The following is a 16,938-nucleotide window of genomic DNA, read 5'->3' as shown; positions in this document are numbered from 1 at the left end:
ACACCAAGGAAGCGTTGGGCTTCTTCCTGATCCGTCCGACTAGCAGCGACGGCTGCCGCCGCAGCACGATGGTGACCATCAGCGATATAGAGGGCGTCGTGGCGCGCGAACTGGCTTCCGATCGTCAACAGATGATGGCGATCGATGACTTTAAAAATTCGGTGTGTGACCCCATCGACAGTAAAGTCGTATAGAGAATCACCTGCAGTAATCGTCGAGACGATTTCTTGAAGCTGGGCATCCGTTTGATGGGCAAGTAAAATCGGTCCCGTATGAGCATTTAGATGTTCGACATGTCGGACACGATCTCGCTCTTTGTCCGGACGCGTGAACTCATGTTTACGAATTTGATTCGTTTCATAATCGTTAACGGAAACACATCCGACGAAACCGGATTGGATATGTGTCCCGTCAGACAGTTGATAAATGTAATACGTCTCGTCCGTGTCGAGCTGTAAGATGCCGTTTGTTTGACTCTCTTCGAAGGCAAGAGCTGCTTGCTGATAAACGCGTGGATCATCTTCAGCGATTAATGACGGAAGCGTGGCTTCTGCTTTATCGATCCGTAAAAAAGACAGCGGATGACGACGAATCTCAGATCGTGCTTCTTCGCGAGAATAAACATCATAGGGCAAAGCAGCAAAGTCTGCTGCATATTTTGAATCCGGACGTAACGCTGCAAAAGGTTCAAACGTTGGCATGGGGATCACTCCTTTTAGAGTAGACGTGTTTTCAAGACGCCAGGAATCTGATTCAGTCGGTCGAGCGAAATCAATTCGTCTGCATGGTTATCGATATCGATGATCGTATAGGCAATGGCATCTTTACTACCGTTGATCATATTCGCGATATTGATCGACTCTTGCGCTAACACGGAGGCGATTTGACCGACCATGTTCGGAATGTTGTGGTGAGCAATCGTAATCCGTCGTTTTCCGGTGAACGGTAACTCGACGGCTGGGAAATTGACAGCATTGCGGATGTTTCCTGTCTCAAGGAAAAGACGCAGTTGATCGACCGCCATGATGGCACAGTTTTCCTCCGCTTCACTCGTTGATGCCCCGATATGTGGCAAAGCGATGACCCGTGGAAGAGACAAGATGAAGGCATTCGGGAAATCCGTCACATAATTAGCCAGACGACCAGACCGGAGTACATCGGCTAATGCTTGTTCATCGACGAGTTCGCCACGTGAGAAGTTAAGCAAAGTCGCGCCGTGCTTCATCTTCGACAAGAGTGATGCATCGAGTAAACCTGTCGTTGCGTCAACGAGCGGAAGATGCAAGGTGATGTAGTCGCTTGTCGCGAGCAGATCTTCGAGCTGTGTTGCCCGCTGAATTTGATTTGAGACACGCCAAGCGGACTCAACGGACATATGTGGATCATAGCCTGTAACGGTCATGCCAAGCTCATGGAGAGTGTTGGCTAAGTTCGCGCCGATTGCTCCAAGTCCTACGATCCCGATTCGTTTCCCGAGCAACTCCGTTCCGACAAATTGTTTTTTGTTCGCTTCAATCCGCTCCGGAATATCCGGTCCGCGTAAGTTGTTCGTCCAAAGCAGACTAGGGACGAGCTTTCGCGCCGTTAAGAATAAACTGCCGATGACAAGTTCCTTGACGGCATTTGCATTAGCGCCTGGTGTCGAAAAGACGGGAATCCCGCGGTTCGCAAGTTGATCGAGTGGAATCGTATTGACGCCGACGCCAGCTCGGGCTACGGCTTTAAGACTGTCCGGAAAGCGCATATCATGTAAATCCTTGCTGCGGACGAGAAAGGCATCTGGTTGTTCTGTTTCTCGCTGAACGTGATAGTCGTCTGTGAATCGTTTTAATCCTTTATCCGATAGATCATTCCATAGTTGGACTTGATACATTTAACGTTCCCCCTGTTCAAAACGGTGCATGATATGAATTAGTGCTTCGACCCCTTCAGTCGGCATGGCGTTATAGAGACTCGCCCGCATCCCGCCGATCGAGCGATGTCCGGCAAGATTGATTAGATCGTGACGCGCAGCGAAGTTCAAGAAAGTAGCGTCTTCCGTCTCACTTCCAGTCGAAAATGGAATGTTCATCCGGCTTCGATCCTTGATGGTTACATGATTATGAAAATAAGTGGATTGATCAATTGCTTCATATAACATTCGTGCTTGTGAGACGTTTCCNNTTCTTGACTCAATCGTCTCGAGTCCCGTCTTTTCAATCCAATCGAGCACCAATTTCGTCATGTAAAGACTGAATGTCGGTGGTGTATTATACAAAGACCGTTGTTTTGCATGAATGTCATACCGTAAATAGGTACCAATCGTATCCGGAACACGATCAAGTAGCTCATTTTTTACAATGACAACCGTCAAACCGGCGACGCCAAGGTTTTTTTGAGCACCGGCGTACAACACATCAAATGCCTCGATTGGCAAAGATTCAGACAAAATGGAAGAAGAAACGTCGGCGACGAGTGGCGCATCGACGTGAGGCGGTGTGTGATACGTCGTTCCTTCGAGCGTGTTGTTCCAAGTGATGTGCAAATAGTCGGCTGATGACGCGAACGGACCTTCTGGGATGAAGCGATAACCGTGATCAGCAGAAGAGGCGAGGACATTAACCGTCGCATACTGTTTGGCATCCGCAATTGCTTTGGTCGACCAGCCACCGGTATCGATGAAATCAATCCGTCCGGTCTTCGTCGCTAAATTTTGGGGTAACATCGCGAACTGAAGTGTAGCTCCACCTTGAAGAAACAAGACGGAGTACGTATCAGGAATCGACATGAGCCTTCGCAATGATTGTTCGGCTGCATCTCGAATTGATTCGAAGATTGGCGAACGATGACTCATTTCAAGAACCGATTGTCCTGAATTTTCATAATTAAGTAGCTCGGATTGAGCCTTCATTAAGACCGGGGCAGGAAGGACTGCAGGACCGGCAGAAAAGTTATAAACCGTCATGGGATACACTCCTTCTTGAATTTTCAGAAAATATGTACCACTCAAGTGTAACGGAATGAAAAATGAGAAGCAATTCTAACTAACGATGAATGGAAAATGAAAACAAAAACATCTCTTGAATCCATCACGACGGATCAAGAGATGTTAATTGACCAAAGTGCCATTTCCAACCATCTGACGTAGCACGATAGATTGATACGATCCGGAAACGTCCTACGTATTGAGTTGCCCCGTATTCAAAACGATCTTCTATTAAACTATACTGAATCGCTGTATCTTCAAAGTGATCAATGTATGAAAAATCATCGGTCCGGGATAACCAGCGGATATTCGCAGGGTCAACGTAATGATCAAGATACGTTTCGGCGTCGAACGATCGCCCTAACGCATCGATGAACGTGAATTCGGGAGATAATAGATGTGAGACTTTTGATGAATCTCCTTTTAGCATAGCATCTTTAAGATGTTGCACGGTTTGTTCGAGTGTCATGTTACATCTCCTTTCTTCTTGAATCGCCAGTGTAGCATATTTAAACAAAAAAAGACCCTGCCGGAGCAGGGTCTAAAAGAAATTAAAGTTTTACAACGTTAGTTGCTTGTGGTCCGCGTTGACCTTCTTCAACTTCGAAAGAAACCTCTTGACCTTCGTCAAGTGATTTGAAACCTTCAGATTGGATTGCTGAGAAGTGTACGAATACGTCGTCTCCGCTTTCGCGCTCGATGAAGCCGAATCCTTTTTCTGCGTTAAACCATTTTACTTTACCTTGTTCCATGTGTATTGCCTCCTGCGTGTGACTGGCACACTGATTATTACTACCGTGATCAATTTCATCGAATATAAAGTGAAACACTTCGTATCTCCACCGAACAACAATAATTACTTAATAATATAGCATGCCCGTATCGAAAAAGAAAGGACAAAACAAAAAAAGAACAAAGTAAGCTGTTCTTCTCTAAATACATCATTGAATTAAAGGGTTCATTTTACCTGTGTCGAAAGAGTATAACTGATTCTTTCAATTAAGTCGGAATATGTTCTCTTTTACTACTGAGTTGTCGTAATGTATGCAAAATGAATCCTTGGAAGTTCGGGTAACGTGTCGGTTGTTCCCAAACAGTGCGGAATAATTCGGTCATTGCAGAATGAATAAGTGCTTCATCGACCTGTGTACGACGAAATAAAAGAAAGAGTGTTTTTTCGTAACGATCGTATAATCGTTCGAGCGCGACAGAATCACGCTGTTTGATTTGATTGAGCAAATCAGTGTCTGAATACATAGGTCACTCCTTCTTCGACAGTTTTCTCTATAGTATGCTGTCACAGTAATGTAATGGAACTATTATGTAGATTCCCGCTGGATGAATTATGAAACACCCAAACTTCTTGAACTAAAGATAATAATCAAAAGGAGGAAAAATGATGTTACCTATATATATTCGCCCGTATGTCTTAGATGATGCGGCAGTTCTTCTTGAGATGAACTTACGAAATCGTGAACACTTCGAATACTGGATGCCAGTTAAGCCGTTACCCGAACAGTACACGTTAGAGGGGCAGCGGGAACGAATTTTTCGTCATCAAGAGTTGATGAAACAAGATGCTTATTATGCTTACGGTGTTTTTTTATCAGAGACCGATCAATTGATTGGCGATGTCTCAGCGATGTTCATCCAGCGTGGACCAGCCGAGACGTGCATGATCGGCTATCAGTTAGATGCCGTCTATGGTGGAAAAGGATATATGGCTCAAGCGGTCGGATTGTTCGTAGACCATCTATTTGATGTCCATCAGTTACACCGTATTCGTGCTGAGGTCATGCCGGCGAACGTCGGATCGATTCGTGTTCTTGAAAAAGTCGGATTTCGTAAAGAAGGAATCGCGAAGCAAAACCTCTTCATCAATGATGCCTGGGAAGATTTTATTTTGTTTGCTCTATTAAAAGAAGACCGGGAGGAGTCAGGTCATGCCAATCTCTGATTATTATGCCAATCTACGGCGACATGTCGGAACACAATGTCTGTTTACACCATGCGTCGCAGCAATCATTCGAAACGAAGCAGGGCATATCCTTTTTCAGGATCCAGGTGGTCCGTTTTGGAGTTTGCCTGCCGGGGCGATTGAACTAGGAGAATCCCCTGCACAAGCAGTCATTCGCGAAGTCTATGAAGAAACGGGTCTATTCGTTCGACCCGTCCGACTAATCGCGACATTTGGTGGGAAATCGTTTCGACTTACGTATCCTGACGGAAACGAGGTCGAGTATGTAGCAACGATGTTCGAATGTGAGGTAGTCAGTGGGAAGCTCGAGGCCATTGATGGGGAATCTAAGCAACTGGCTTATTTTCCAAAAAATGAGCGTCCGCCACTTGCCTTGCCTTATCCTGATCAAGTGTTTGAGAAATCGGAGGCATCGAGTTATTTCGATTGGGAAGAGCAGTGGTTGACTGATTTACAACAACAATATTGTTAAAATCCGAACATTATTTTTTTGTTAACTAAAAAAGTTCATGAAAAACCTTAAAAACACGAAAATTTCTTTGACACTATGATAACAGTTCGTTATAGTAGTCAATGGGCGAATGATTATTGCCGATATATAAAAAATATTCGTAATTAGAGGTGTTATTCATGGATGTAGTATTCGATTATGAAGATATTCAATTAATTCCAGCAAAATCAATCGTTGGTAGTCGTTCGGAATGTGATACGTCAGTCGAGTTCGGCGGTCGTCGTTTCAAGCTTCCGGTCGTACCCGCAAACATGCAAACGATCATTGATGAATCGATTGCTTTGTTCTTAGCTGAAGGCGATTATTTCTATATCATGCATCGATTCGAACCGGCACGACGTCTAGCGTTCGTTCGTATGATGCAAGAGCGTCAACTGTTCGCTTCGATTAGCGTCGGTGTCAAGGAAGAAGAATATCAGCTGATCGAACAGCTCGCGACAGAGGGACTAACTCCTGAATACATCACGATTGATATCGCACACGGTCATTCGGAAGCAGTCATTCAGATGATTCGCCACATCAAATCGCTTTTGCCAACAAGTTTCGTTATTGCTGGAAACGTCGGTACACCGGAAGCGGTACGCGAACTTGAGAACGCAGGAGCAGACGCAACAAAAGTCGGGATTGGACCAGGTAAAGTTTGTATCACGAAAATTAAAACAGGTTTCGGTACAGGTGGTTGGCAACTCGCAGCACTTCGTTGGTGTGCGAAGGCAGCAAGCAAACCGATTATCGCCGATGGTGGTATTCGGACGCATGGGGATATCGCGAAGTCGGTTCGGTTCGGTGCTTCGATGGTCATGATCGGTTCACTTTTCGCAGGGCATGAAGAATCGCCTGGTGAGACACATGAAGTGGACGGGGTGCTCGTCAAGGAATATTTCGGTTCTGCTTCTGAGTTCCAAAAAGGCGAACGCAAGAATGTTGAAGGGAAAAAGATGTTCGTCGAGCATAAAGGAAGTCTAGCAGATACATTGATTGAAATGGAGCAAGATTTGCAATCAGCGATCTCATACGCTGGTGGAAATAAATTGAAGGCGATTCGGACGGTCGACTACGTCGTCGTCAAAAACTCGATTTTCAACGGTGATAAAGTATTTTAAATATGATGAATCCGCTCTTAACAGAGCGGACTTTTTTTGTTTCCTTAGCATAACTCTTCCATAGGAGGGGTATAAGTCAAATGGACCGAAAAATTCGGAATATTTTGGATAGGGAGTGATTGACATGCTATTTGAAACGACATCGTACTTAATTGAAAAATTCGCAACCGTTCGCAACCAAACGATCGCCTTAATCGAACCGCTCGAAGCAGAGGATTTCATCATTCAAGCTAGTTCAGACGTGAGTCCGCCAAAATGGCACATTGCCCATACGACTTGGTTTTTTGAACGGATGATACTACAGGAATATAGTGAAAACTATCAAGTCTTCCATCCGAAATACAATTATTTGTTTAACTCGTACTACAATTCAATCGGACCTTATCAACCTCGTCAACAACGGGGAATGTTGTCACGTCCGACCGTCGAGGACATCATCGCTTACCGGGCATATGTCGATGGACAAATGATCGAGTTCTTGAAAGAAGAACGGACTCCAGAAGACCAACGAAAAATCGAAGCATTGGTCGAGATGGGACTACAACACGAACAACAACATCAGGAATTGATTTTGATGGACGTGAAGTATAACTTTTTCACGAATCCGTTATTACCTGCCTATCAGTCAAAGTCGTTAGAACTGGACGTGCCTGAAAATGCACTCATGGAAACATCCTTTATCCCATTTGAGGAAGGACTCGTCGAGATTGGTCATACAGGAGACGGTTTTGCGTTTGATAACGAGAGTCCGCGCCATAAAACGTGGCTGCATCCGTTTGAATTAGCGACACGTCCTGTCACGAACGGGGAGTATTTGGCATTTATTGAAGCAGGTGGCTATGAAAAGTCAGAGTATTGGTTATCTGATGGCTTTGCAACGGTTCAAAAAGAAGGCTGGAAAGCGCCATTATATTGGATGAAGGATGACGCGGGAGAATGGACGATCTTTACGATGAATGGCGTCGAACCATTGCGGCTCGACGAACCAGTCTGTCACGTTAGCTTTTATGAGGCGGATGCTTACAGCCGTTTTAAAGGGAAGCGTTTGCCGACAGAAGCGGAATGGGAATGGGCTTCTCGTCAAGTCGATTCCGTTACGAAGCGCAACATGATGGGAAATGGTACGTTTCATCCAGTCGTAGTCAAAGAGTCAGAGACGACACTTGCGAGCATGTTCGGTAACGTCTGGGAATGGACATCAAGTCCTTATAGTTCGTACCCAGGCAGTAAACCACTCGAGGGAGCACTTGGAGAGTACAATGCGAAGTTCATGTGTAATCAAATGGTACTACGTGGAGGAGCGTGCGTGACGCCTGACGATCATATTCGCGAGACGTACCGAAACTTCTTCCCACCCGATAAACGCTGGTTATTTGGCGGCTTCCGATTGGCGGGTGACATGTGATGCGCGAGACGGTCATTGGCTACGACTTATATACTCCGCAACAAAACATGCGTTTAGAAGTCATCGAAGGTCTGATGCGCGAACAAAAAGTCTTACCGGCGAAATACTTTTATGATCATATCGGCTCCCAGTTGTTCGAGCAGATCACGCAACAACCGGAATATTATCCGACAAGAACGGAACTTGCTATCTTGGAGCAACACCGAGCGGAAATCGCTCAGAGTATTGGGGATGTGCATACGCTGATCGAATATGGAAGTGGAAGCAGTCGTAAAATCCAGATGTTGCTTGAGACGTTTACGCACTTGGATACGTACATGCCGATCGACATCTCAAAAGACTTTTTGATGGAATCTGCTCGTCAATTATCGGAGCGGTATCCTGCATTGCATATTAAAGCTGTTTGTGGTGATTATTCACAAGCCATTTCCTTACCGGTAGAGGAGTCTCAAAAACGGGTCATCTTTTTCCCGGGTTCGACGATCGGGAACTTTGAACCGGAGGAAGCGATGCACTTTTTACGTCATTCATCGCGGATCCTTGAAAGTGGAGATGGATTCTTGATCGGCGTTGATCTAAAAAAATCGATCGATGTCCTTGAACGTGCTTATAACGATGCAGCCGGTGTCACGGCAGCATTCAATTTGAACATGTTGACGCACTTGAACCAAATGCTCGATGGAACGTTTGATGTGACCCGATTTAAACATCATGCTTTTTATAATGAAGAAAAAGGACGAATTGAAATGCATCTTCGGAGTCAACTTGATCAATTAGTACAAGTCGGAGACGTGACGGTTCCGTTTAAACAGGGGGAGACGGTTCATACGGAGAACTCCTATAAATACAGTAAAGAAGAGTTTGAGACACTCGCTCGTCAAAGTGGTTTTCATCCGGTCAATTGCTGGATTGATGATGACAAAAGATTTAGCGTGCATTATTTAGAAAAAATGTAACGGCGTCATAACTAAAAAACACTCCTACACGTAAGCTTCCGTTAAAAGCATGACTGGGGAGTGTTTTTCATAGGTTAAAGTGTCTTATTCGATCCGTGCACCTTCCGGAATCGGATGTTCCGGCACGACGAGAATCGGCATCCATTGCTCTGAACGCCCAATCTCAAGTACTCGTCCGGACTCTTCTGGCGTACGACCAGGTACGTTGAGTACAGCAATCGCTTGTTTTCCAAGCAGCTCGTGGACATCAGGTCGTAGTGAATCCCAAGCGAGTGAAAAAGAACGTGTAAATCCGTCGAATTGTAGCTCAAGCTGAATTGAGCCATCCGTGCGATTCGAAATCGACTGGATCGTACCGACACGAATATCTAAAGCATCAAATAATTCAAGTGAAACTACTGGTTTCATGGACAATGACGTACTTCCTTTCAAAAAGCATAAAGTGAGTTAGGAGTCGAAAGAGACGTATGTCGGCTCATAGGTCTGCCATTCGATATCAAGCGTTTGATGATTTGCAAGCTTCGCTAATTGGCTACCGAGATAAGGTCCAATCGTCAAACCGGATGCGCCGAGTCCGTTTGCTAAGAACACGTTTGGATGATTTTGAAGCGGTCCGATTACTGGTAACGAGTTTTTTGTATAGGGACGTAAGCCGATACGGAGTTCATCAATTGTCGTTTCCTCGAGACTTGGTAAGACAGGTAAAGCACGATTCAATAAAGCATACATTCCTTTGACGGTCGGCTTTAAGTTGTAATCGGTCTGTTTCTCGTGTGTCGAACCGACGATCAGTTTCTTTTCGTGGATCGAAACCAGGTACAATCCGCGTTGTCCCATGACGACAGGCCACGTCGTTGATGTAGAATCCGTCAAGTCGAGTTGTAGGATTTGTCCCTTCTCTGGGTGCAAATCGATTTTAAGGTCAAGCGGCCGAAGAAGGTCATTCAACCAAACGCCTGCCGTTAAAATGAAGTGGTCTGCCGAGTACTGTTCGTTTTCCATGGTTATACCGGTGACGACTCCTTTGTCTACGACAAGAGAAGCATCTCCTTCTAGTACAGTCGCACCGTGTTCGACAGCCCCACGGATCATAGCGGCACATAAGGCACGTCCATCAACACGTGCACCGCCAGAGACGAATAAGGCATCTTCGATCTGTTCAACGAGCGGAAACAGCGTTTTGACACGTTCTTGATCGAGTCGTTCGATCCGTTCGATGGCAGGGGCTTCTGGAAAGCGGTTTTGCGCAATCGTCTCCATCTTATCGATTTTTGATGTTTCGTGTAAGGCGATCGCTCCAACTTGCTGATAACCTGTGCTCGTCTCGCCGAGTGCTTCGAGTTCAGGAATCAATGTCTTGTAAAAATGAGCACCGTTATTCGCTAACTTGTACCATGCTTTATTGCGTCGTTGTGTCATCCATGGACAGATGATGCCCGCTGCCGCATGGGAGGCGCGACCGGGTTCCTTCCGATCAACGAGTAAGACGCGTTCACCAGCCTTTGATAAATGATAAGCTGTCGAGGCACCAAGAATTCCGGCACCGACAATGATATGGGTGTACATGAAAAATTCAACTCGATTCTATTCAATTGGAATATCTTATATTGTAGCAGTAGAAGATCCGGGCGACTAGCAAGAGTGAGAATCGGATCGGTAGCACATCGAATAATGGGAAATGATGGGGAAAGTGAACTTTTTCGAAACCAATCACGTATACTAAATATACAGTTTCTATAAACTGTGAATTAGATGATTAGAAACAGTTGAATTTGGAAACATACCCTTATAGGCATCATGTCCTGTCATCATTGACTTTGAAACGGTCCATCATGAAGGAGGGGAAGGCAATGAATATGAGTCAAGCCATCGTACGCAAACGCTACACGGATCATACTTTATTTTATTCCGCCATCCTAATCTGGAAATTGCTATTCTTCCTGCCACTGCTCATGTTCGTCAACAGTGGCACGGACCATGTGTTTCAAATGTATTTCGTACCGTATCTAACGGTCATCTTGTTGTTTCGCGTGATGACCTACTTCGCGACCTATAAAGCATCTTTTATGGAAATGACGGAAATGGGTCTCTCGCTATCTTTACTCATCGCAGATGTATATTTGATTGCTTTGTTCGATATTCCACTTCCATTTGCCTTGATTATTCTGTCACTCGCTTTACTCCACTTCAGTGCAGCGTTTAGTCGTTTTCGATGGTTCCGTCGTCGTCTCTGGTTGAATCGACACCTTGAGATCCTCAATTATTTGACGGATCACGGTGAAGTTCCGATTAAAATCGCCGTCATGGCAGAAGATGAAATGCTTGTAACGACGAAAAGCGGTAAAGAATTTACGTATCGTCAAGTATATTGGAGCGGTTTTTATATTGAACATGGTTGATCGTTCATAAGAAAAAGGATTCCCTTTCTGGAATCCTTTTTTTGTTGCATTTGAAAAAATATAGTACGCTTAAATAATAAAAGGGGGGAGAGGAACTTGATTCGTTGTATATTGATCGATGCGAACGATACGATCATTTTGACAGATGATATATTTCGGATACAAGAGCCGGGTATCAAACGCTATTTCGTTGATTTTAATCAACCGACAGATACAGAAAAGCAAAAATTGATCGATGCCTTTGATTTTCATCCGCTGGCGATTGAAGACTGTTTTCATTATTTACAACGTCCGAAGCTCGAGTATTATGCGGATCATAGTTTTTTTGTCCTTCATGCACTTGATGAAGGAACGTTGATGAGTCGTGAAATCAATTTGTTCGCAAGTGATCGGCATCTTGTTAGCTACCATGAGCAATCCTCGCCGGAAATTGACATCGTGTTTGAACAATACAGTCATTGCCTACACACACAAGAAACGGTCGATCTCGTACATAAAATCATGGATAAGATCGTCGACGGTTATTTTCCGATCGTCCATGCGACAGAAGATGAATTGTTTGCGCTTGAGGAACGCTATCGATCACGCGGAAACGATCGTCGGTTGATGGAAGAAATTTTCGAACTAAGAGCGCAGTTACTTCGAATCTCGCGGACAGTCATGCCGATGCGGGACTTATTGTATCGGGTCGTCGAATCGAAGCGGTTATCGATTCATCCGAAGAAGCAAGCATTCTTTCGCGATTTGTATGATCATTTACTAAAGTTATCCGAAATGATTGAATACAACCGATTGATGACATCTGAGTTTCGGGATAACTTCATTTCCCTCAATTCGTACCGGATGAATAGCATCATGAAGACGTTAACGATCTTTACGACGATTTTCATGCCGTTGACGTTCATCGCTGGTATATATGGCATGAACTTTGAACATATGCCAGAACTGACCACCCGGTATGGTTATTTCGTGACGTTAGGGGCAATGGGACTCCTTGCTTTAGTGATGATTCTGTTCTTCAAAAAAAATCGTTGGTTTGATGAATAAGGAGAGATGTAAGTGGATATTCGACAGTTACTTTTTTTTACGACAATTGTCGAGCAAGGCTATAACTTAACGCGTGCTTCGAAACACTTGTCGATTTCGCAACCGGCGCTTAGTCAGATGATTCGCGACTTCGAACAGCTGGAGCAAGTGGAACTATTCATTCGAAAGCACGGACGGTTGACAGGGTTATCGGAAACGGGATGTCAATTGTATGAAGATGCGAAGATCGTTCTGACACGTCATCAAGCATTGATGGGGCATCTGCGCGAACGCTCAAACGTCGTCCGAGGGAGAGTCCGTCTCGGAATCCCGCCTGTCATTCTTCCTGTGTTATTTTCACAGTTAATCCCGAAGTTCATGGCGGAACATCCTGGGATTGAACTCGAAATCATCGAAGAAGGGGCGTTTGAACTCAAACGTCGACTGCTACTTGAAGAACTCGATTTGGCCATTTTGATCGAACCAGGTGAATCCTATGGCATTGAACGTTTTCGATTGATTGAAGATGAAGTCGTCGTTGCCGTTCGCCCAAATCATCCGTTTCAAGCAAAAGAAGCTCTATCTTATAGTGATATCGGAAATGAACCACTCGTCATCTTAAATGATCGATTCATGTTACATCATCAAATACTATCGGAGTTTCGCAAAGTGCAGCAAGAACCGAATATCTTCTTCATGTCTGGTGCATGGGATTTGTTGATCGGGATGGTTCAAGAACTCGACGTCATCTCGATCCTACCGGAACCGATTCTGCGGTTTCATCATGCGGATGACATTAAAATCATCCCGTTCGAGCCGCCGATGTTATGGGATGTCTCGTTGAACCGACTTGTCGGGACAGAATTACGCCCAGTCGTCCGGCACGTCCATCAATACATCGTCCACTATTTTCAATCGTTCTGGCCAACGCCTGTGCGGTGAAGAAAATACAAAAGACCGGAACGCGTCGCGCTCCGGTCTTTTGTATGGATTGATCATGTTTCATGACGTGACGTGCTGCGTCAGATTGCGAATTTTTGCGGCAGCTTGTTTATAAGGTGTCAGTGTCTCTTGTGCCTGTAACGTCGCACGTTCACTCTCGAGTTGTTCGAGTGCTTGGCGTAACAGGTGCTCTGAAAGGGATGTTAAAGAGACATCTAGATGTGCCGTCGCGACTGTCAGCAAACGCTCTTCTTGAGCAGTAGTGTATGCGAGTGCTTCTTGTTTAGTTAACGTCGCCAGTTCTTCCTTCAGTTGTTCTTTCTCATTCTTCTCAAAGAAGGCTTTCGCATTCCGGAAGTGGCGTTTGACACCAATATAAGGGGTTGCATCCTCGAAGGGTCCGTCGAACGTCATTTCGTTCAACCGAGAGACCGTGACAGGCGCCAGCTGGAAGGATTCGTTCCATTGCTCAAGCAACTGTTGCTCCTCTTGCTGACGACGGACTAAGGCCGCTTCGAGCCATTGGTCGATGCGGAAATGCGTGACCCGGAGCTCCTGCTCAAAGTCGAACCGTAGGAATGTCAACAGTTCCGTCAAGGCCTCCTGTAGTGCTACTCCTTTACTCGTCTGAGCAAAACGAACGGGATTATAGGCTTCTTTGAAGAAGTCAGGGAAACGGTAATAAATGCGTTGTACGACATGGTGCAACAGTTCATGAATCTCTGCTTTGAGTGCAGGTTCGATCAAAGTAGCACGATTGTCCTCGAAACGATCGGTGACCTGCTGTTCTAAAGTAGACAGTTCAGCCAGCCGTTCTTCTTTTCGCAGGAGGTTTGCTTCAGTCGCAACGATGAACCGTTCGAGGCGCTCGACGGTCTTTTCCGTCTGCTCAGACAACGATACTTTAGCAAGACCGGTTAAGTCCTCCGCTAGGAATTGATGAAATGCTTCCTCGAACTCGGGTAAACCGGAAATTGAATCCGTTCGCTCTTGCTGCTTTTCGGCGAGTCCTTGTAAGCTCGAGACTCCATACAGTCGGGGCGACCGAATCCCGAAGCGTTGCAGTTCCGTAGCGACATAGTTCAAGACATCTTGACGTTCGCTTTCTGAAGCAGCGAGATCAATCGCATTGACGAGGAAGAACATCTTATCGAGTTCGAACGCATCTTTGACACGACCGAGTTGAATCAAGAATTCACGGTCAGCGCGAGCAAAGGCATGATTGAAGTACGTGACGAACAAGATTGCATCCGCATTTTTGATGTAATCGAAGGCGACATCGGTATGACGGGCATTGATTGAATCCGCTCCTGGTGTATCAACGAGTGTCACGCCGAGACGAGTTAAGGGACTATCATAATAGAAATCGATGACATCGACGAAACAGCTTCGTTCTTCCTGTGCGACATATTGTTTAAAAGCTTCTTGATCGACCGTCTGGACGGTACCGATGAATGATTGAACGGTTGGGAATCCTGTCAAGAAAGCACGCAAGAACGGATCCGTCAGCGATGCGGCACGTGGTAAGAGCGTATCGTATGCCTGTTTCGTTGACTCGAACGTCATCGTTGCGACCATCGCTTCATTTAAGTCTTCAAGCATCGCTGCTTCCGACTTGAATGTGACTTCTGCCACGCCGTGCGGGTGTGCAGTGTCAACGGGATGAATCCGGTTGATGGACGCGGTCGTTGGGTTCGGAGAGACGGGTAGTACCTTCTCTCCGAGCAAAGCATTGCAAAACGATGATTTTCCGGCACTGAAGGCACCGAATAAGGCAATCGTGAACGATTGGTGTGTCAGTCGATCCAATTTGTCATTTAAATAAGCGACGGCTTCTTCAAAGCCCTGTAGACCATTCAGCTGCTGACGGATTTGAGCAACATCTTCTGGTGCAAACCGGACGGATTGTTGCTCACTGATCGTCTTCGCGAGCTCAAACGCAGTTGTTTCTGTCACCGATTCATACCCGGTAAAGGAAACGATTGTCGCTTCTTGCTGAATCAATTGCTCTTCCCAGACTGAAACTTGTGTCCGAGCCTGTTCGAGCTGTTGGTCAGATGGATTGGCAACGCCATACTCATATCGCTCGAGTGCTACGGTAGCCTGTTGCCATGCTTGAACGTTGTCCCATTTATGCTGTAGTGACGTTTGTTGTTGCAATAGCTCAGCTTGTTCTTTCGGGAAAGTTGATGTCAACTCTAGTCGAACATGCTCCCGCCACGCATTCGTTTCCTTGACGAACCAAGCTTGTGTCTGTTCGGCGACACGATTCGTGAACTGGAGCACCGATTCACCCGTGATCGTAATGCCAGTCGGCAGGGCACTCTCGAGTACGGAAAGCGGCGGGGCGAGTGAAAGCTGATCGATCGCGACGATATGCATATCCTGCAGGAGACCAAGGTCGCGTAACGATTGTTTCATCAAGTTACGTAAATGGAGCGAAATCTCGGAAGCGGTCACCGTCTGATAGGCACGCAACACATCTTGTGCAATCTCTGCTTGAGCCGCTTCCGTTTTTTTTGTACTTCGGAACAATCCGACCTTGAAGTCGCGTTGGCGTGACTCGAGGAAACGGCGCATCTTCTCGCGTAATTCGAACGGCATCAATGTCGCATTTTTCAATAGTTGATCTCGATGCAACGAAAACGTCTGTACCCAGCGGTCCGGCTGACGTGCTTCTAATTGTTGCGAAACGTGGGCTAATTCGGTTTCGATCGTCTCTGGATCACGTCGTTCAGCGTCATTCAATTGTTCAGCCATCGTCTCGTGGGCTTCTGAGACGAGACGTGTGAGATAACGTGTATGCTCTTGATGAAGACTTTCAAGCGTTAAAGCGGCAGAAGCCAACAACTTCGGTTGAGCATCACGAATGCTTTGTTTGACGAGCTGTTCGACTTCCATGAAATCGTTATACGGATGATCTGGTTTCCGCAGGCTTGTAAAGAAAATCCCTTTCGGCGCGACACCATGTTCAGCGAAAGATGCATGGACCGAGCGGCGGAAGGCGTTGAATGATAGTTCATCTTCACGATGTTTATCGATTTGATTGACGATTAAATATAGTTCCGGTACGGCAGCTTGTAATTCATTCGTCACCATGAAGTTCAATTCAGATTGAACATGATTGTAGTCCATGACGTAAAACAAGATGTCAGCCAAGTGAAGGGCGGATTCCGTTGATACACGGTGGGCATCATCGACCGAGTCGACGCCTGGTGTATCCATCAAGACGAGACCAGGAGGCAGATCGGATGCAGCATGCGTCAAATCGATTTGACGGACATCACCACTCTTCCCAAGTGTTTTAAGATGCTCCTCTTGCTCTGTTGCTGTTAGACGAACAGAAGGCTGTTCATGAAAGTGAACGATCGCTGAATCAGTGTCCCCTTGTTGAAGTGTCACGATGTTCGCACTCGTCGGAATCGGACTTGTCGGTAAGACCGATTCACCCGTCAAGGCGTTGATCATGCTTGACTTTCCAGCCGAGAAATGACCAGCGAAAGCAATCGTGAACTCTCGTTTCAATAGTTTCATAGCGAATTTATCTAGTTTATCTAAACGGAGTTGATCCGTTGAAGGTTGAATCAACGTGGCGAGTGAAGCTGTCGCTTCGAGTTGGTTCGATAATCGTTCCTCAAATGAGCGCATGCAAT

The 16,938-nt window shown here is 45.8% G+C and carries 17 protein-coding genes; 8 read left to right on the top strand and 9 right to left on the bottom strand.

What is annotated here, in order from left to right; translation table 11 throughout:
* The 6 genes from B2751_RS07700 to B2751_RS07675 all read right to left on the bottom strand — a co-directional run.
* Positions 1–701, bottom strand: a 701-nt coding sequence (locus tag B2751_RS07700) for a DUF1015 domain-containing protein (protein ID WP_290774074.1), incomplete at its 3' end; no start/stop codon positions are given.
* Positions 702–715: 14 nt separating this feature from the next.
* Positions 716–1,873, bottom strand: a complete 1,158-nt coding sequence (locus B2751_RS07695) for a phosphoglycerate dehydrogenase (RefSeq protein WP_056062043.1) — start codon at positions 1,871–1,873, stop codon at positions 716–718.
* Entirely contained in the window at positions 1,874–2,944 is a 1,071-nt protein-coding gene (gene serC, locus B2751_RS07690) for a 3-phosphoserine/phosphohydroxythreonine transaminase (RefSeq protein ID WP_290774062.1), read from the bottom strand.
* Positions 2,945–3,068: 124 nt separating this feature from the next.
* Positions 3,069–3,434, bottom strand: a complete 366-nt coding sequence (locus B2751_RS07685; protein ID WP_290774060.1) for a nuclear transport factor 2 family protein — start codon at positions 3,432–3,434, stop codon at positions 3,069–3,071.
* Between the two features lie 82 nt (positions 3,435–3,516).
* Entirely contained in the window at positions 3,517–3,717 is a 201-nt protein-coding gene (locus tag B2751_RS07680; RefSeq protein WP_023468529.1) for a cold-shock protein, read from the bottom strand.
* Positions 3,718–3,964: 247 nt separating this feature from the next.
* On the bottom strand, positions 3,965–4,222 hold the full coding sequence (locus tag B2751_RS07675) for a hypothetical protein (RefSeq protein WP_056062036.1): 258 nt from the start codon (positions 4,220–4,222) through the stop codon (positions 3,965–3,967).
* A 142-nt stretch (positions 4,223–4,364) separates the two neighbouring features.
* On the opposite strand from B2751_RS07675, the gene B2751_RS07670 reads away from it, so the two are divergent.
* From B2751_RS07670 to egtD, 5 genes are all read left to right on the top strand, one after another.
* The gene (locus B2751_RS07670) at positions 4,365–4,922 is read left to right on the top strand and encodes a GNAT family N-acetyltransferase (protein WP_290774056.1); all 558 of its coding nucleotides are present in this window, start codon (positions 4,365–4,367) and stop codon (positions 4,920–4,922) included.
* Positions 4,909–5,415: an NUDIX domain-containing protein gene (locus tag B2751_RS07665; RefSeq protein WP_290774053.1), complete on the top strand. Its 507-nt coding sequence runs from the start codon at positions 4,909–4,911 to the stop codon at positions 5,413–5,415. The genes B2751_RS07670 and B2751_RS07665 overlap by 14 nt, the downstream gene beginning before the upstream one ends.
* 158 nt (positions 5,416–5,573) lie before the next feature.
* The gene (guaC, locus tag B2751_RS07660) at positions 5,574–6,557 is read left to right on the top strand and encodes a GMP reductase (protein ID WP_035407471.1); all 984 of its coding nucleotides are present in this window, start codon (positions 5,574–5,576) and stop codon (positions 6,555–6,557) included.
* A gap of 124 nt (positions 6,558–6,681) precedes the next feature.
* A complete protein-coding gene (gene egtB, locus B2751_RS07655; protein WP_290774050.1) occupies positions 6,682–7,962 on the top strand; it encodes an ergothioneine biosynthesis protein EgtB in 1,281 nt (426 codons plus the stop codon).
* Positions 7,962–8,918, top strand: a complete 957-nt coding sequence (gene egtD, locus B2751_RS07650) for an L-histidine N(alpha)-methyltransferase (RefSeq protein ID WP_290774047.1) — start codon at positions 7,962–7,964, stop codon at positions 8,916–8,918. The genes egtB and egtD overlap by 1 nt, the downstream gene beginning before the upstream one ends.
* Before the next feature lie 84 nt (positions 8,919–9,002).
* On the opposite strand, the gene B2751_RS07645 is transcribed toward egtD, so the two are convergent.
* Together B2751_RS07645 and B2751_RS07640 are read right to left on the bottom strand one after the other, a co-directional pair.
* The gene (locus tag B2751_RS07645) at positions 9,003–9,326 is read right to left on the bottom strand and encodes a hypothetical protein (RefSeq protein ID WP_056061877.1); all 324 of its coding nucleotides are present in this window, start codon (positions 9,324–9,326) and stop codon (positions 9,003–9,005) included.
* A gap of 39 nt (positions 9,327–9,365) precedes the next feature.
* On the bottom strand, positions 9,366–10,484 hold the full coding sequence (locus B2751_RS07640; protein ID WP_290774044.1) for an NAD(P)/FAD-dependent oxidoreductase: 1,119 nt from the start codon (positions 10,482–10,484) through the stop codon (positions 9,366–9,368).
* Between the two features lie 284 nt (positions 10,485–10,768).
* Here B2751_RS07640 and B2751_RS07635 point away from each other — a divergent pair, with 284 nt between their 5' ends.
* From B2751_RS07635 to B2751_RS07625, 3 genes are all read left to right on the top strand, one after another.
* A complete protein-coding gene (locus tag B2751_RS07635) occupies positions 10,769–11,317 on the top strand; it encodes a hypothetical protein (protein ID WP_035407488.1) in 549 nt (182 codons plus the stop codon).
* Positions 11,318–11,413: 96 nt separating this feature from the next.
* Positions 11,414–12,364, top strand: coding sequence for a magnesium/cobalt transporter CorA (corA, locus tag B2751_RS07630; protein ID WP_290774041.1), 951 nt, complete (start codon positions 11,414–11,416; stop codon positions 12,362–12,364).
* Positions 12,365–12,376: 12 nt separating this feature from the next.
* A complete protein-coding gene (locus tag B2751_RS07625) occupies positions 12,377–13,285 on the top strand; it encodes a LysR family transcriptional regulator (protein WP_290774038.1) in 909 nt (302 codons plus the stop codon).
* Positions 13,286–13,345: 60 nt separating this feature from the next.
* Here B2751_RS07625 and B2751_RS07620 read toward each other — a convergent pair whose 3' ends face one another.
* Positions 13,346–16,933, bottom strand: coding sequence for a dynamin family protein (locus B2751_RS07620; RefSeq protein ID WP_290774035.1), 3,588 nt, complete (start codon positions 16,931–16,933; stop codon positions 13,346–13,348).
* Positions 16,934–16,938 lie beyond the last annotated feature (5 nt).

The sequence above is a fragment of the Exiguobacterium sp. UBA6282 genome, from assembly GCF_002440475.1.
In the GTDB taxonomy this organism is placed as follows: domain Bacteria; phylum Bacillota; class Bacilli; order Exiguobacteriales; family Exiguobacteriaceae; genus Exiguobacterium_A.
The sequence above is the reverse complement of the archived record's forward strand: the minus strand, read 5'-3'. Positions and strand labels throughout refer to the sequence as shown.

Coding starts and splice junctions, on each gene's coding strand:
- B2751_RS07680 (WP_023468529.1), bottom strand. CDS start 3,717: ATGGAACAAGGTAAAGTAAAATGGTTTAACGCAGAAAAAGGATTCGGC.
- B2751_RS07635 (WP_035407488.1), top strand. CDS start 10,769: ATGAATATGAGTCAAGCCATCGTACGCAAACGCTACACGGATCATACT.
- guaC (WP_035407471.1), top strand. CDS start 5,574: ATGGATGTAGTATTCGATTATGAAGATATTCAATTAATTCCAGCAAAA.
- egtD (WP_290774047.1), top strand. CDS start 7,962: ATGCGCGAGACGGTCATTGGCTACGACTTATATACTCCGCAACAAAAC.
- B2751_RS07645 (WP_056061877.1), bottom strand. CDS start 9,326: ATGAAACCAGTAGTTTCACTTGAATTATTTGATGCTTTAGATATTCGT.
- B2751_RS07675 (WP_056062036.1), bottom strand. CDS start 4,222: ATGTATTCAGACACTGATTTGCTCAATCAAATCAAACAGCGTGATTCT.
- egtB (WP_290774050.1), top strand. CDS start 6,682: ATGCTATTTGAAACGACATCGTACTTAATTGAAAAATTCGCAACCGTT.
- B2751_RS07620 (WP_290774035.1), bottom strand. CDS start 16,933: ATGCGCTCATTTGAGGAACGATTATCGAACCAACTCGAAGCGACAGCT.
- B2751_RS07695 (WP_056062043.1), bottom strand. CDS start 1,873: ATGTATCAAGTCCAACTATGGAATGATCTATCGGATAAAGGATTAAAA.
- B2751_RS07670 (WP_290774056.1), top strand. CDS start 4,365: ATGTTACCTATATATATTCGCCCGTATGTCTTAGATGATGCGGCAGTT.
- B2751_RS07665 (WP_290774053.1), top strand. CDS start 4,909: ATGCCAATCTCTGATTATTATGCCAATCTACGGCGACATGTCGGAACA.
- B2751_RS07685 (WP_290774060.1), bottom strand. CDS start 3,434: ATGACACTCGAACAAACCGTGCAACATCTTAAAGATGCTATGCTAAAA.
- B2751_RS07640 (WP_290774044.1), bottom strand. CDS start 10,484: ATGTACACCCATATCATTGTCGGTGCCGGAATTCTTGGTGCCTCGACA.